Annotated in this window: 14 protein-coding genes; 1 reads left to right on the forward strand and 13 read right to left on the reverse strand. The window is 25.1% G+C overall.

Annotated features, from left to right (window positions below; all coding sequences use genetic code 4):
- Positions 1-34: 34 nt before the first annotated feature.
- Positions 35-2,167, reverse strand: a complete 2,133-nt coding sequence (locus SGLAD_RS02975; protein ID WP_134297559.1) for a PTS sugar transporter subunit IIC — start codon at positions 2,165-2,167, stop codon at positions 35-37.
- A 190-nt stretch (positions 2,168-2,357) separates the two neighbouring features.
- Between SGLAD_RS02975 and SGLAD_RS02980 the strand changes: the two genes are divergently transcribed.
- Entirely contained in the window at positions 2,358-3,179 is an 822-nt protein-coding gene (locus SGLAD_RS02980) for an HAD family hydrolase (protein ID WP_134297560.1), read from the forward strand.
- 121 nt (positions 3,180-3,300) lie between these two features.
- Here SGLAD_RS02980 and SGLAD_RS02985 read toward each other — a convergent pair whose 3' ends face one another.
- From SGLAD_RS02985 to carB, 12 genes are all read right to left on the reverse strand, one after another.
- Positions 3,301-3,969, reverse strand: coding sequence for a hypothetical protein (locus SGLAD_RS02985; protein WP_134297561.1), 669 nt, complete (start codon positions 3,967-3,969; stop codon positions 3,301-3,303).
- A gap of 2 nt (positions 3,970-3,971) precedes the next feature.
- Positions 3,972-4,181, reverse strand: a complete 210-nt coding sequence (locus tag SGLAD_RS02990; protein ID WP_134297562.1) for a hypothetical protein — start codon at positions 4,179-4,181, stop codon at positions 3,972-3,974.
- A gap of 61 nt (positions 4,182-4,242) precedes the next feature.
- On the reverse strand, positions 4,243-6,012 hold the full coding sequence (locus tag SGLAD_RS02995) for a PTS transporter subunit EIIC (RefSeq protein ID WP_134297563.1): 1,770 nt from the start codon (positions 6,010-6,012) through the stop codon (positions 4,243-4,245).
- Positions 6,013-6,118: 106 nt separating this feature from the next.
- The gene (locus tag SGLAD_RS03000) at positions 6,119-6,406 is read right to left on the reverse strand and encodes a hypothetical protein (RefSeq protein ID WP_134297564.1); all 288 of its coding nucleotides are present in this window, start codon (positions 6,404-6,406) and stop codon (positions 6,119-6,121) included.
- Positions 6,407-6,415: 9 nt separating this feature from the next.
- The gene (locus tag SGLAD_RS03005; protein ID WP_134297565.1) at positions 6,416-7,408 is read right to left on the reverse strand and encodes an NAD(P)-dependent oxidoreductase; all 993 of its coding nucleotides are present in this window, start codon (positions 7,406-7,408) and stop codon (positions 6,416-6,418) included.
- Between the two features lie 13 nt (positions 7,409-7,421).
- Positions 7,422-8,555, reverse strand: a complete 1,134-nt coding sequence (locus SGLAD_RS03010; RefSeq protein WP_134297566.1) for an AEC family transporter — start codon at positions 8,553-8,555, stop codon at positions 7,422-7,424.
- Positions 8,556-8,638: 83 nt separating this feature from the next.
- Positions 8,639-10,123: an Hsp70 family protein gene (locus tag SGLAD_RS03015; RefSeq protein WP_134297567.1), complete on the reverse strand. Its 1,485-nt coding sequence runs from the start codon at positions 10,121-10,123 to the stop codon at positions 8,639-8,641.
- Between the two features lie 3 nt (positions 10,124-10,126).
- The gene (locus SGLAD_RS03020) at positions 10,127-11,650 is read right to left on the reverse strand and encodes a hypothetical protein (protein WP_134297568.1); all 1,524 of its coding nucleotides are present in this window, start codon (positions 11,648-11,650) and stop codon (positions 10,127-10,129) included.
- Between the two features lie 83 nt (positions 11,651-11,733).
- Positions 11,734-12,873 (reverse strand): AEC family transporter, encoded by a 1,140-nt coding sequence (locus tag SGLAD_RS03025; RefSeq protein WP_134297569.1) that lies wholly within the window; start codon positions 12,871-12,873, stop codon positions 11,734-11,736.
- A 2-nt stretch (positions 12,874-12,875) separates the two neighbouring features.
- Positions 12,876-13,490 (reverse strand): orotate phosphoribosyltransferase, encoded by a 615-nt coding sequence (gene pyrE, locus SGLAD_RS03030; RefSeq protein ID WP_134297570.1) that lies wholly within the window; start codon positions 13,488-13,490, stop codon positions 12,876-12,878.
- Positions 13,477-14,178 (reverse strand): orotidine-5'-phosphate decarboxylase, encoded by a 702-nt coding sequence (gene pyrF, locus SGLAD_RS03035; RefSeq protein WP_134297571.1) that lies wholly within the window; start codon positions 14,176-14,178, stop codon positions 13,477-13,479. The genes pyrE and pyrF overlap by 14 nt, the downstream gene beginning before the upstream one ends.
- A 21-nt stretch (positions 14,179-14,199) precedes the next feature.
- Entirely contained in the window at positions 14,200-17,385 is a 3,186-nt protein-coding gene (gene carB / locus SGLAD_RS03040; protein ID WP_134297572.1) for a carbamoyl-phosphate synthase large subunit, read from the reverse strand.
- Position 17,386 lies beyond the last annotated feature (1 nt).

Here is a 17,386-nt window from a genome sequence, read left to right on the forward strand (position 1 = left end):
AGTGAGAAATAATCCAGAAATCATGACTAAAATGCTAAACATTTTTACTTATTTTTTTGTTTTCTTTTTGTTGTTTTTTAAGATTTATTTTATTTCATTTATCTTTTTTACTTTCAATAATTTTATTTGCATAAATTTCATATTTAGCCTTTTTAATAATTAATTTATTTAAAAATTCTTTTAATTTACTTATACTTTTTTCTTTTTTTGAAGCTTTTTTGAACTCTTTTGATTTTAATTCATCAATTTTACTTTTTGTATCATATATATAGTCTTCTAAATGATACAATTTCTCGTTTTTATTAGTTATAAATTTATACTCTGGATTACTCCAATACTTTTTAACTTCATTATATTTATCTATATCATCTTTTTTTAATTTTTTCATATACAAGATATTATCCAAAAATACAAATGGTAAATAAATACCAAAAGATAATCCCAAGGTTATTGTTGTAGGAATGATTTGTTTTCAATCCGTTGATGTTATTATTGCTCCTAACATCCAAGGGGTTGTTCAAGGAACTGTTATGTAAGAATACTTAACTCAACCTAAAGTTGTAAATAGATAACCAGTAACTATTGATAGTATAGGCACCAAAAATCAAGGAGCGGCATACACAGGGTTTAAAACTATTGGAAATCCAAATACAACAGGCTCATTAATTTGAAATATACCACTAGGAGCAGCGTATTTAGCTATTTCTCTTAATTCTCTTCTTCTTGAAAACATTAACGTTCCTATAATTAAGCCTAATGTACATCCACTTCCACCAATCATATAATAAGATTGAACAAATGAATATGTAAATATACCTAAATCACCTGTTTGTGCTGCTAAATCATAACCTAATTTTGAAATTAATGTTACATTAATTCCGGCTATCATATATCAAATTGGTTCAAAAATTCCAGCTAGTAAATTAGAACCATGAATTCCAAAAAATCAAAAGAAACTTACAAAAAATACATAAACAATAGCTAATGCAAGTCCCCCATTACCTTTTGCAAAGCCTTCAAATCAACTACCAAAGAATTTATATATTCCAGCTCCAACTCCAAAAAACTCAGAACCAATTGATACAATTTGATATTTTACATTCATTAATAAAACTCCATCAGTTTCAACAAACGAGATTTTACCTCCACTTGTGATTGAATAAAGTTCATTTTCAATGTTATTTAAATAAGCAATTGCATTAGCAATTACACTTTTATCACTTTCATTACTTAATTCATAAAAAGATTTAATGTTTTCAAAAAACTCTTTACTATTTTTAGAATTTTTTAAAATATCAGCAACTTTATTAACCACTTCAGAATGATCTATAAAGTTTTGATTATTCATGATTTTGGCAACTATGTCTTCTGCACTCATATCTTTATATGTGTTTAAGATTTCTTGTATTTTTTCCTCAGTAAGTGTTGAATAATCTCCTTTACCCACACTCATATTAGTTAATAAAGCTGGTGTTAAAAAACACAAATTAATTAATACAAATACACCGAAAGTTAATATTGCAGGTATTAATATAGCAAATGATTTACCAACATTAGGAGGTACTCCTGCTGGTAATTTAATTTCAAATTTTTTAACATTTGATAACTTTATAAAAATTTCAACACCAACTATACTTGAAAAAATAGCGATAATTAGTCCTGTAGCACCCATAAAATAACTAACTTGACCCATTATACAAACAATAAATAGAGCAACTGACATTGTTGCAGCTAATAATGGTGATTTAAAATTTCTAGATTTAGCAATGAAAAAACCATATATAAATGCGAAATATAAAGACATAGAACCTATTGTTGCTGTATTTAAAACACCAAATGCTTGACCCGCTATTTGTTGTATTTTATATCATGAAGTATAACCACTAACATTAGTTGTTATAACTTTATGAACAAAATCTCATGATTCATTGGTTGCAAATTTACAAATTACTCCTAATAAAGATACTCTTCCACTACCAGCACCACCAAAAATAATTGCTTGAATTAGTAATCCGATTGAACCGGCTATTATTATTGCTAGCATTGTTCCAAAGGTATCTTTTAGTGCAGAGATGTGTCTTTCATTTCCCACCTTAGTTAAAGCAGGAACAAACTTGCTATTAAATCAATTTTTGAAGCTTTTTTTAACATTTTTTTCCTTATTCATTTTTTTTCCTCCATTAAGATTTTATATGGAAATTTTTACCAACTTATTATTAAAAATAAGTTGTAAATTTTTACAAATCATAAAAATATTAACTATAGATTAATGTTAAAAGTTATATTATTTGTTATTAAATTAAAATATATTATAATAATAAAAACTATAAATTATATCTTATGAAAAGGAAGAAATTATGAAAAATATTAAAGTTATTGTTAGTGATTTAGATGGAACTCTATTATTTAACAATAAATATTCAAGCGAACAACAAATTCAATATTTAAAAGAATTACAAAATAAAGGTATTATGTTAATAATATCAACTGGTAGAAGTTGAAATGAAACAGTAAAAATTGCAAAAGATTTAGAAATTGATAAACATTTAAATTATGTAGTTTGTGAAAATGGTAGTTATGTTTCAAAAGTTAGTGAATTTAATCCATTAATGGTAGAAACAATTGATAAAGATATTGTTAAAGAAATATATGAAACTTTAAACAATCAAAATTATAGTTTTTATTTTAAAAAATATACAGAGCAAAATGTTTATTATACAAACGAACTAGGAATGTCAAAAACTTTTTATACAAGGTCAAATAAATTAATTGATAAAAATAATGATCAACATTTTGAAAATATAAGTTATGGTTTTGCTCAATTTTCTTTTCAAAATAACGCTGATAAAATATTTTCGATGTTAGATGAAAAATATAAAGATAAATTATCAATCATTTGAGATGCAGATGATGAAAAAACTAAAATGCATTATATAGTTTCTTCAAAAAACTCAAATAAAGGAGCAAAAACTTTAGAGTTACTAAAAAATTTAGGATATACAAATGAAGAAGCAATTTTTTTTGGAGACAGTGGAAATGATATTCCTGCATTAGAAGCTTTTAAAAATAGTGTTGTTATGAAAAACGCAACAGAACAAGTAAAAAAAGCCGCTAAGTTTGTCACAAAACATTGCTTAGAAGATGGTGTTATGCATTTTCTAATGGAAAATAATATATAAATTTATAAAAAAAATTAATAATTTAAGTGATTTTAGTTTGTTAACAAACTATTGAGTTAGATATTAAGTTATAAAAAGATAGAAACAATGATTAGCTTATTAACATTGTTTCTATCTTTTTTTATTTTGTAAATTTTTTTAAGTCACTAATTTCAGGTTCTTCTCTTGAAAAGTTTCTTGTTAAATTATTTTCTTTACAAAAAATATCAAGTTTTTCAATAGCTTTATTTAAGTCTTCAATAGAAACTGATTTTGAGTTCTTATTCTCTAAATCGTATTTTATATTTCTTATATTATTTTCTAATTTAAATTGTTCTAAAATTAATTGATGAAATTTTATTTGTTCTTCTTGAGTAAAAAACTTGTCTTTTAATTCAGTGTCACCTGGATAATAATCAATATCTTTATGGGTACATCCTAAGTGATGATAGCCATTAGAAATAGCTTCTGCCATTGTTAAATAATTTTTATCGATAACTTCTAATGATAAAACTGTATTTTCATATTTTATGCATAATTCACAACTATTTTCTTTTGGTTCTACATATACCAATTTTTTCATTCTTACAGATTCACTCTTACCAATTGAGTTATAAATCCCCATAAAGTTAGGAATAATACTTTCAGAATTATTTTTATTTTTTTCGTCAATTGGTTTATTTATAAGATCTGATTTTTGTTGTTTTCTATTCTTAACTTTTTGTCAAGGAAAAAATAAAGATATTGCTAAAACTATTACTAAAATAATTACTATTACTACTCAACTAACATTTGTTCCAAATCAATTCATATTTATTTATTATTATCATTTAAATGACAATAATACTCCCTTGCCTCTTCTAAATTTATATTTTGACAATTTTTACAACTTATACAAAGTGCTTTTTGTTTTTTCGCTTTAAAAAAATTAATTGGTTTATCAAAAATGAATTTTTTATAGTCTCAACAACTTTTACAAAATGTAAAAATTCAATCAGTATCTTTATCAAAATTAAAGCTCATAGTTTTCTCCTGTTAAAAAAAATAAAATGGTTGTCCATTTTATTTTATTGTAAATTTTAAATTATTTTGCAATTTTTTGTAATTCTCTTGCAACATGTTCAACATCAGGTCCAATAACTATTTGAACACTTTCTGCTCCTAATAATTTAGTTCCAAATGCTCCTGCTGCTTTTACTCTTTTTTGATCTATTAAAGAATTATCTTTAACTTGCAATCTTAGTCTTGTTGCACAATTATCAATTAACACTAAGTTATCTTTTCCAATTGCTTCAAGAATTTCTGCTGCCATATTAATATATTTTTCACTACCTTTTGCTGGTTTTGATTTAGCTGTTGAAGATGAGTTTGCAACTGCATTTTCATCTACAGCCTCTCTACCAGGTGTTAATACATTCATTTTTACAATTACAAAATAGAATGTAAAGTAGTAAATAACTCCAGCAGCAACCGTTAAGACAAGTACCATTAATGGGTTACTTATAATTGACCATACCCCGCTTGATTCTCCACTATGTTTTGCTAATCCTCATGATTGAGCAAATGATATTGCATAATCAATAAATCCAGCACTAAATCCAAATCCAATTTGAATTTTCATAGCAGTTGATATCCCGACAAATATTGAAGTTAACACTGAGTGAATTCCTAACAATAATGGTGAGATAAATACAAATGAGAATTCTAGAGGTTCAGTTATTCCTGAAAGGAATGAAACTCCCGCAACTCCTCCAAGAAACCCTGCTACTTCTTTTCTTTTTTCTTTTTTAGTTGCAAAAATCATTGCAACTGCTGCAAGTGGCAATCCACCCATCATTATTGGGAAGAATCCTGATTGGAATAATCCGGAATTTGAAATTCCTGCTGTAAATGCATTAATATCTCCATTTACAATTTGGCTATTTCCTAAAACAGCTCCTGTAAGTGGTGCGATTTTATCTCCACTTATAGGCATTTGGAATCAAAAGAATGTGTTTAAAACTTGGTGTAAACCAAATGGTAATAACAATCTATTTAATAATCCATAAACCATTGTTCCAGGTATTGCTACTGCTGGATTGTCTGGTGTAATAACTTTTCCAAATGAAATCAATCCAAACTGAATTCATGGTCAAATTATTGCAAAAATTAACGCTAATGGAATAGATGAAGCCAATGCAACCATTGGAACAAATCTTCTTCCTCCGAAGAATGATAATGCTATTGGAAGTTTAATTTCTGATAGTCGATTATATAACCATGCAGATAAACATCCAGCAACAATACCTCCTAAAACTCCTATATTCAGAACATATTCTCCACCCTCAATAACATCGGTTGTATCCTTTGCTATTTTTGGAACATACAATAATTTTGAGAATACATTACTTTTAATATCTTCAAAAGTAAACACTTTACCATATAACATTTGTGGAATTGTTCCTTCAGATGTTAATGCAGTTAGTGATAAGTATAATACTGCACTTACAAGTGTTACTTCCCCTCTATGATCTTTTGCAAGACCAAAAGCGGTACCTAATGCAAAAAATAAAGGAAGATTATCGAATGGTACACCACCAGGTTTTTGGAATATTAAAGATATATAATATCCAATGTAGTTTGTTATAACAGTTTCGCCATTTTCAACAACACTTGTTAAAGACATTCCTAATGCACCAAAACGATTTAAAATTGCAGCGAATGGTAATATTGCAATTGGAAATTGTAATGCTTTACCTAATTCTTGAAGTTTATTCAAGAATGTATTTCACGAATTACCTTTACCACTACTTGTTTTTTGTTTTTTTTCAAGTAATTTTTCGCCTTTGCTTAATTTAATTTTAGCTTCTGACATATTTTTTCTACTTTCTATGAGTTTTTCTCATAAGTATTATAAACTAATTGGAAAAAAATTTTAAAATATTTTAAAAAATAAAATAAAATTTTTAAAAAAAGTAAATCTAAGAATTACTAATTAAAGGTGGCAATGATACAGCTAGTAAAACAATCGCTCCAACATAACCGACCAATGCAACAATAACAATTACATAGAATTGTCAAAATCTAAAAATTTTAAAAATACCTGTAACAACTTCAAAACTATCTTTTGCATTTTTTTTAGCATTTTTAAATCTTATAAAAAACCAAGTTGCAACGATTGCCATAACTAATAATGCAATTGCAATTGCAAATAATACTCATAAAGTGTTAGTTGATAATTTATTTGTGCTTTGAGCTAAAAAAGTCATATTTCTCCTTTATTTTATTTCATTTTTACAAGTGTTATTTTGAATATAACTTTTTAAATTTTCAAAACTTGTTTCTACCATATTTTTTACAGCTTCATCTGTATAACTACCTAAATGAGGCGTAAAAAGCACTCTTGGTTTTAAATCATATAACTTTTGATAAATTTCTATTTCAAAATTACTTTCATGTTTTTTAAAAAATATTTTTGCTTCATTTTCTAAAGTATCTAATGCAACTTGTTTGATTTTATTATTCAACATATATTCGTATAAATCATTATAGTCAATTAATTCCCCTCTTGCCGCATTAACTATTATAGTTTGATTTTTTATTTTTGAAAATAATGTTTTATTGATAAATTTATCATTTTGGCCTTTAATATAAGGACAATGTAAAGAAATTAAATCACAGTTTTTGAAAATATAATCTAAAGTTTGATATTCTAATAAATCATTTAAATCATTTCTAGGAAATACATCATATCCAAAAACTTGAGCACCCATTCCTTTTCATGATTTTGCACACTCAATTCCTATTCTTCCTGTTCCAATAATTCCTATTTTTGAGTTTCTAACTTCTTTTGCAAAAGAATATTGATCAACTCTAAAATCATTTTGATTCATTTTATCATACATATAAATTATATTTCTAAACATTGCTAAACCAGATGCAAAAGCTAACTCACTAACTGCATTTGGAGAATAAAACGGTACATAACCCATTTTAAATCCTAATTTTTTTGCATAATCAATATCAATATGATTTGTTCCAACAGTTCTTGTTAATAAGTAATTTACTCCATAACTTTTTATTATGTCTAAATTTTTTTTATCTGCAATACAGTTGGCTCTTAAAAGCACAGCATCATGACCGTTGATTTTTTCTACATTATCATGATTTAATAATTCGTCAAGTAAAGTTAATTCAAAATTAAAGTTTTTATTTACTTCATTAAAAATATCAACTTCAACATTTCTTACTCCAAAACATATAACTTTCATAAATTTTCCTTTCTTAAGAAAACATTGGTAATGCACCAATTGCTGTTGTAACAATTACTCATAAAGGTAATGTTATAATTGATAAAAATGTTGATAATGTTGTTAGATTACTTGCTATCATTGGCGCTTTATTATATGAAATTGCATAAGCAACAACAACATTTGCTGGTGGAGCTGCTGTCATTATCACCATTGCTGCTAGTGAAGTTACTTTAATTGAATAACTATTTGTATAATGACCAATACTTGCAAAACCAATAACCAACAATAAAATTATTGTTGGTGCAATAATTATTTTTAAAAAAGAAGCATATCATAAAGTTTTATCTTTCATAGCTGCTTTTAAATTCCCTTTATTCATTGTCATACCAATTGCTAATCATGCTAATGGTGTACAAATTGCTTGTAAAGTTGTTAATATTTTATCAATTGGTGGAAATAATAAATCAAATCTTAATGGTGAGAACTTTTTAGATCCATCGTAATCAACACATTGAATTCCTGGTATAAGTTGAGTTACTCAAATAATAAATCCTAAAAATGTTGCAATTAAAATTGGGTTAACAAAAATGTTTTTTAAAGTTTGTTTTTTGATTTTTTTTGCTTCAATAATTTCTTCTTCACTTAATTGTGCTTTTGTTTTTTTAACTGTTTTTGATAAAGTTTTTTTACTCATAATAATAAAAGCAAAAGAGTATAAAAAGATTCTATAAGGAATGTTAAACATATTTGCTGTATTTTGACTATCTGAATAAATTGCTGTAACAATAGGAATACCAAAAAATGTTGTTGAAGCAAGTGCTACACACATTGCTAATGTATCTTGAATATCTTTTTCGTATTTGTAAAAAAAATATTTTGACACAAACATCATAATTGCATAAAATAAAAATCCGATTAGTAAAACTACAAGTTCTGATTTAACTCCATCAACTGAAGCGTCAGATAAAAAGCCCTTTAACGCAAGAGTTGGCAATCCAACAACCATAACGATTTTTATCATAACTTTTTCTCATTCTTGCTTAAATATTTTTTTATAAGCTAATAAGTAACCTAAAAAAATAACTACAATAGTTGCTATTATTGCAGATCACATTTTTCAAGATACTAAAGTTTTTGTTAATGCATCTGTAATTGCTGTATACATAGTCCCTCCATATTCTCTTTAATAATATAGTTTTTTTATTAATAAATAAATAAAAAAATAAATAATAATTTTGTAAAAAAATATTATTTATTTTTCGAAAAATCTTTTATTAATGATTTTTTTTCATTTTCATCGATGTCTAAGTAATTTTCAACAACAATTGTTTTAGAAGCATTTGTACTTAAATCTGTTGCACTCGCATGTAATATTCCATCAACATCAATTTTAAATGTACATGAAATTTTTGGTGTACCTGATTCTGCTTTTTGAATTTTTTTCAAAGCAAAGTGTGCTATTAATTTATTGTTACTTGCTATTTGATCTTCACCTTGCCTAATATCAATTTCAATTTCATCCATAAAATCTTTAGCAGTAGTATATTCTTTTGTTATTGAAATCGGTATTGAAGTATTTTTAGGAATTAATATATCATATTTATCTTCAGCTAAACTTGTTCCCAAACTAATCGGAGTAACATCCATTAACATTATTTCAGAGCTACTTTTTTCATTATAAATACTGTCTCCAAGAATTGCAGCACCAATCGAGATAGCTTCATCAACATTTAATGAAAATGAAATTTTTTCACGTCCAAAAAATTTTTCTAAAAAATCTTTTACCATTACCATTCTAGTTGATCCACCAGCTAAAACAACTTTATCAATTGATTCAGTTGTTTTTTTAGATTCTTTTAAAACTTCAATTAATATTTGTTCTACTTTTTTCATAAGTTCAAAAGATAATTTTTCAAAAGTTGATCTTTCTAAATCATAATCAATATGAACAGGTTCGTTATTTACAATGGCTATAAAAGGAACATTTATTTTTGTTGATAAGCTTGAACTTAATTCTTTTTTAGCTTTTTCTGCTGCAACTTTTAATCTAACTTGCATTGATCTATCAATTTTTTCAATTTTTAATTCTTCTAGACAATGTTTTTTCAATATTTCAACAATAACATTATCTCAGTCATCTCCACCTAGTGAATTATCCCCTCCAGTTGCAATAACTTCAAAATCATTATTATCAACTTCTAAAATAGAAATATCAAAAGTTCCTCCGCCTAAGTCAAATACTAAAATATTTTGACCTTTATTATCTGGTTTTATTCCATAAGAAAGTGCTGCAGCAGTTGGTTCATTTACAAGTCTTAAAACTCTTAATCCAGCAATTTCTCCAGCAAGTTTTGTTGCTTTACGTTGACGGTCGTTAAAGTGAGCTGGTACAGTGATAATTACATCAATTATATTTTCTTTTAATTTTTTATTAGCAAAACTTGTTAAGTATTTTAAAATTTTAGCACTAATAAATTCAGGACGATATTCTTTGCCTTCTAATTCTACTTTTGCATCACTCCCTATTAATCGTTTAATACTTAGGACAGTATTTTTATTTGCTTCTAATTGTCTTTTTGCAACATCACCAATTAATCATTCTTTGTTTCTTACAGATACTACACTTGGTGTAGTTTTTAATCCTTCTTCATTTTCTAAAACATTAACTTCACCATTCTCACAAACAGATATACATGAATTAGTTGTCCCTAAATCTATTCCAAAAATTTTCATTACCTATTCATCTCCTTTAAAGTATTTATCTAAGATTAGCTTATATTTATTTACAATAAGCATTTGATTATCCTTTTTCTTGTTTAAATTATCTGGGTGAAATTTTCTTGCTAATAATCGATAAGATTTTTTATAGTCTTCATAATTTGAATATTTTGTTAAATTAAAATATTTTAATGCTACTTCTAACTCATCTAAGTCACCATCATAATTACGGTTAACATTTTTATTTGTTGTTTTATCATTTTTTGAATAATTATTCATATCTAAAACAATTATTTCATCAAACAATTCTTCAAGTTTTGCTTGATAACTATAAGCAGTACTTTGATTGCATTCAATTAAATCAACATAACTATCTAAATCTTTTTCATCTTCTTCTAAAAAATCTTTAAAAGTTTCAATGATGTTATTTAAAGCTATTGAAATAAATAATTTAGCATCATTTTGTAATCGATTAGATAACAAATTATCTTCAAATAAATTAAAATGAATAAACTTCTCAATTTTTTCAAGGTTTTTCGATAAACTTAATGAACAAATTCTTGCAAATTTATAAAAAGCACTTAAAAGCAAAACTACTTCATTATGTTTAGTTGTATATTGACTAAACATATTTCTTAATTCGTCTTTTTGAATAATAAAAGGTTTTAAAGCAAATGAAAAATACGAATTTTTAAAATAGTAATGATCTGTAAAAAATTCTTGATTTTTCATTAGATAATCAATATCTTCTTTTATATAATGTTGTTTATATAATTTTGTTGAGTTACCTTTTATTAAAAATTCACTATTTAAATCTTGTTTGATTCACTCAAAATATTCAAAATAATCTTTTTCAGAATAAGTTGAATAATTTAAACTATCTTTTGGCTTTTTATAAAAATTAAAATAGTCATAATAATTATTATTTTTTAATTTTTTAAACAGCATAACTTTTTTAAACTTAATCATTTCAATTGTAAAAACTAAAATAACAAAAAATACTGATAAGTAAAAAACTAAAGTTAAATCGTTTAAATACTTATAAAAATTTATATTCATATTAAATTTAACAAAATCACTAATATTTTGATTAGAAGAAGTTTTATTAATTTCTTCATTTAATAAGTATTTAACATCAAAACCTATTGATGAACTAAAACTTGCAAAAACTTTTAATATTTCAATTAAAAATCAAAATATTAAAATTGAAACTATAAATATTATGCTTGTGTATACTATTTTTAATATCAATGTTGATTTATTTTTAATTTTAAATTTTATTTTGATTGAATAAATATTATAAACAACAAGTAATCAAATCATTATTATTAATGTAAATATCAATGCAATACTAATAGTAAATAAACTTTTTGTACTAAAATTAATTATTGGTAATAATAATGAATTTTTTCCAATTCCATATAAATAATTAAAAAAATTAACTAATGAATGTGTTTCACCAAATAATGGCGATATTAAATAAATAGAGAAGTATAAGCATAAAAATGTCACTAATAAAGATAATCCCTTATAAATTTTCATCGTATTCATAGTGTCCTCACATATTTATTATACAAAATTAATTTTTATTTTAATAGTACTTCAGTACCTTAATAGTTGTTTTTTTAAACAAACATATCCATTGAACCAATTGCAGTAACAATAATAACTCAAATTGGTATTGCAAAAATAGCAAAGAAAGTTGATAAAGTAGTTAAGTTACTTGCAATCATTGGTGCTTTATTATAAGAAATTGAATATGCAACAATTACACTTGCTGGAGGAGTTGCTATCATTATTACCATTGATGCTAATGCTACTTTTTTAACACTAAATCAACTTGAATAATAACCAATCGCTGCAAATCCAAATGTTAATATTAAAACAAGTAATGGTGCTACAAAAATTTTGATAAATGATGCGTATCATATTGTTTTATCTTTTATAGCCTCTTTTAAATTACCACGATTCATTGTCATACCAATCGCTAATCATGCTAATGGAGTACATAAAGCTTGTAAAGTAATTAAAATTGTATTAAATGGAGGAAATAAAAGGTCAAATCTTAATGGAGAGAATTTTTTTGTTTCACCATTAATACTTAAACAATTAATTCCAGGAATTAATTGTGTTATTCATATAAAAAATCCGATTAGAGTCGCAATTACGATTGGGTTTACAAAAATATTTTTTAAGATTTGTTTTCTTAATTTTTTTGCTTCAATAATTTCTTCATTGCTATATTCTTTTTTAGCTTTCTTAATAGTTTTATCAATATTACTTTTGCTCATAATTATAAAAGCAACACCATACAAAAAGACACGATAAGAAATATTGAACATATTAGTTGAATTAATACTATCTGAATAAATAGATATTAAAATTGGTATTCCCATAAAAGTAGTTGATGCAAGTGTTACACTCATTGTTAAAGTATCTCTTATGTCTTTATCATATTTATAAAACATATACTTTCCAACAAAGGTCATAACTGCATGGAATAAAAATCCTATTAATAATGTAACTAGTTCTGATTTTACATCTTCAACAGAGGTATTAGATAAAAATCCTTTCAATGCAAGCGCTGGAATCCCAACAACTAAGACTATTTTTATCATTACTATTTCTCATTCTTGTTTAAATATTTTTTTATATGCCAAAAAATATCCTAAAAATATTATTATAATTGATGCAACTATTGCAGATCATAACCCTCATGATTTTAAAGTGCTAACTAATGCATCAGAAACGTTTGAAAAAATCATTATTAACCTAATGAATTAAAAAATAGATTTAAATCATCAATATTTTCTAAAGAATAATTTTGGCTTGATTTCATACTTTCAATTAAATCTTGACGATTTGCTAAAGTTTTTAGTTCAACATTTTCATTTGCAAAATTATTTGTAGCTTTTGAAAGTTGATAAGTAAATATTGCTTGAACACCTAAAACTTCAACACTTTCTTCTCTTAAAGCGTTACATACATTTAAAACACTTTGTCCAGTTGAAATTAAATCTTCAATAACAACTACTTTTTGATTTTTACTAAATTTTCCTTCTATTTGAGAGTTTTTCCCGTGATTTTTTGATTGTGATCTGACATAAATCATTGGTAAATTCATTTTTTGACTTATCATTGCTGCAAATCCAATACCAGAAGTTGCAACTCCTGCAATTAATTCAACATCTGGATAATTTAATTTAATATTTTCTACAAAAGCATCAATTATTACTTCTCTTTGCTTTACAAAGCTTAATAAAATTCTATTATCACAATAAATTGGACTTATAATTCCACTTGCTCATTTAAATTTTTGATCAAAGTTTAGTGATATAGCGTTTGTTTCGATTAATAAATCTGTAATTTTAGTTTTTTGCATTTTGTCATTCCCCTTTTATTTCTAAATATGTTTTATATGGTTCTTTTGCTGTAGTAATTTCTCTTCCTACAACAATATAATTTGATTTTGATTTTCTAGCAAGTTCAACACTTGCTACTCTTTTTTGATCACTACTTTGAACTTTATTTCTTATTCCTGGTGTTAAACAAATAAAATCTTTAGAAATATTTGTTTTTATTTTTTCTACTTCAAATACAGAACATACAACACCATCGATTTTATTTTGATTTGCTAGTTTAGCTAAATTCAACGCTGCTTGTTCAATAGATAGTTCAATTTTTAACTCATCATTTAATATTTTTTTATCAATTGAAGTCAAACAAGTTATAGCTAATATTTTTGTATCACTATTTAATTCTTTTTTTGCTTTATAAGCGTACTCTAACATTTCACTTCCACCAGATGCATGAACTGTAATTATTTTAGGATTTAAAGCTAAAATATTTTTTGTAGCTTTATAAACTGTATTTGGAATATCATGAAGTTTTAAATCTATAAAAACATCATGATTTTGTTTTTGAATTTTTTTAACAATACTTGGTCCATATTTATAAAATAATTCCATTCCGATTTTTACAAATAGTTTTTCTTTTTTAAAATTTTTTAAAAAGTTTTTTACTTCTTTATAGTTTGAAAAATCTAAAGCAATTATTGGTTTTGTTTGCATATTTTTTTTCCTGTTCTATTTTTATATTGTATTTAATGAAAAGTTTCTATATTCTAAAACTTCTAAGATAGCTTCAACTGTATCAAAAGAAGTAAACAATGGAGTTTGAGATTCAATTGCAGTTCTTCTAATAATTAAATCATCTTGACTATAAAGTTTTGATTGATCTTTATTTTTTGTATTAATTACTATGTTTATTTCTTTTGATTTTAATAAAGTTATGATATTATTTTCAACTTTTTTTTCTTCAATTTTACTAACAACACTTACTTCCAAATTATTATCTTGAAATTTTTTAGCAGTTCCTTTTGTAGCATAAAGTTTAAATCCTAAGTTTTTAAATCTTTTTGCAAGTTCAAGTGCATTATCTTTATCATCACCAATTGTAAATAAAATATTTCCGTGTTGTGATATTGATATTCCTGTTGCTTCAATTGCTTTATATAATGCTTTAAAATAATTTTTATCTCAACCCATTACTTCACCTGTTGATTTCATTTCTGGTCCTAAGTCAACATCAACTTCTTTTAGTTTTAAAAATGAAAACACTGGAGCTTTAATATAAATATTATTTAAAGGATTTTTATTTTTAATTTTTTCTTCTAAATCTTTTAAAGTTTTTTCAAACATTACACAAGTTGCTAAATTAACTAAATTAACATTTGTAATTTTACTCATAAACGGAACTGTACGACTAGATCTAGGGTTAACTTCGATTACAAATAAATCATTATCTTTAATAATAAATTGAATATTAATAATTCCTACAACTTTTAATTCTAAAGCAATTTTTTTTGAAGTAGTTAGTATTTTTTCTTCCATTTCTTTTGACAGATATTGAGGAGGATAAACTGCCATAGAGTCTCCAGAGTGAACTCCTGCTTTTTCAATATGTTCCATAATTCCAGGAATATAAACTTCTTTTCCATCACTAACTAAATCAATTTCATATTCTTTTCCTTGAATATATTTATCAATTAAAACTCCATTATTATTACTTTCATAAATTGCATTATCTATATAAGAGTAAAACTCACTTTGGTTATTTACAATATGCATAGCTTGTCCTCCAAGCACATAACTTGGTCTTAACAAAATTGGATAACCAATTTTTTCTGCAATTTTTAAAGCACTTTCTTTATCAAAAACTGTTTTTCCCATTGGTTGAAGTATATCTAATTTTTTTAATAAGTTTTCAAATTTTTCTCTACTTTCTGCTGCATCTAAACTTGCTAATGAAGTTCCTAAAATTTTTACATTTTTTTGGTCAAGTTGTTTTGCTAAATTAATTGCTGTTTGTCCTCCAAATTGTAAAATAACTCCAACAGGTTTTTCATTATTTATTACATTCATTACATCTTCAATTGTTAAAGGTTCAAAAAATAATTTATCTGAAATTGAAAAGTCAGTAGAAACAGTTTCTGGATTTGAATTAATTACAATCGCTTTATAACCATGTTCTTGAATTGCTTTTATACATTGTACTGTTGCATAATCAAATTCAATACCTTGTCCAATTCTAATTGGACCAGATCCAATCACTACAACTGCTTTACTATCAAATGCCATACTTTCATTTTCAATTTCATAGCTACTATAAAAATAAGGTGTACTAGATTCAAACTCTCCTGAGCAAGTATCAATCATTTTAAAAACAGGTGTTATATTATTTTTTAATCTTAAATTATATATTTCCTCTTCTGTTTTATTTCAAAGTTTTGCAATAATATAATCTGAAAAACCTTTTTTCTTGGCTTCTAACAAATTTTCTAAATTATTTTGATTATTTTTAAGTTCATTTTCTAATTCAATGATGTTTACTAATTTTTGTAAAAAGAATAAATCAATTTTAGTTATTTCATTAATTTTTTCTATTGAAGTATTTCTTTTTATTAATTCTGCTAAAATAAATAATCGATTGTGATTTGGAATTGCAATAAGTTTTAATAATTCATTTGTATTAAAGTTTGTAAATTCATTTGACTCTAAATGATATTTTTTTATTTCTAAAGATCTTATTGCTTTTAAAAGTGCTTCTTCAATATTTCTACCAATAGCCATTACTTCTCCAGTTGATTTCATTTGTGAAGTTAATCTAAAATCAGCTTTTAAAAATTTATCAAATGGTCATCTAGGAATTTTTGCAACAACATAATCTAAGGTTGGTTCAAAAAAAGCATAAGTAGATTTAGTTACAGGATTAATTATTTCATCAAGATTTAATCCAACTGAAATTTTTGCAGATATTTTTGCAATGGGATAACCTGTTGCTTTACTTGCTAAAGCAGAAGATCTACTTACTCTTGGATTAACTTCAATTACATAATATTGAAATGAATTTGGATCTAAGGCAAATTGAATATTACATCCACCCTCAATTTTTAAAGCTTTAATTATTTTTAAAGAAGAATTTCTTAACATTTGATTATCTTGGTCACTTAATGTTTGAGTTGGTGCAAAAACAATTGAGTCACCAGTATGAACTCCAACAGGATCAAAATTTTCCATGTTACAAACTATAATTGTATTATCACTTGCATCTCTTACAACTTCATATTCTATTTCTTTAAAACCTAATAAACTTTTTTCTAATAAAACATTTTTTAAAGGAGATTCTTGAATACCTTGAAGAACAATTTTTTTAAGCTCTTCATCGTTATTACAAATTCCACCACCTCCTCCACCAAGTGTAAATGAAGGTCTAATAATTAAAGGATAACCAATTTCGTTTGCAACTTTTAAAGCTTCTTGATAAGAGTTAACAACTTTACTTGGTGCAACTGGTTCATTTAGTTCTAACATTAATTCTTTAAATAATTCTCTATCTTCTGCTTGTTTAATCGCTTCAAGTTTTGTTCCTAATACTTCAATATTTAACTTGTTTAGTATTCCAGTTTTTTCAATTTCAACAACCAAGTTTAATGCAGTTTGTCCTCCAAGTGTAGGAAGTATTGCATCAGGATTTTCTTTTATAATAATTTTTTCAACAAATTCAACTGTTAAAGGTTCAATATAAATTTTATGTGCAATTTGTTTTTCTGTCATAATTGTTGCTGGATTAGAATTAATCAAAACAACTTCAAATCCTTCTTCTTTTAACGACATACAAGCTTGTGTTCCTGAATAATCAAACTCTGCTGCTTGTCCAATAACAATTGGTCCAGACCCTATTACTAATATTTTTTTAATATCATTTCTTTTTGCCATA

Source organism: Spiroplasma gladiatoris, from assembly GCF_004379335.1.
In the GTDB taxonomy this organism is placed as follows: Bacteria; Bacillota_I; Bacilli_A; order Mycoplasmatales; family Mycoplasmataceae; genus Spiroplasma_A; species Spiroplasma_A gladiatoris.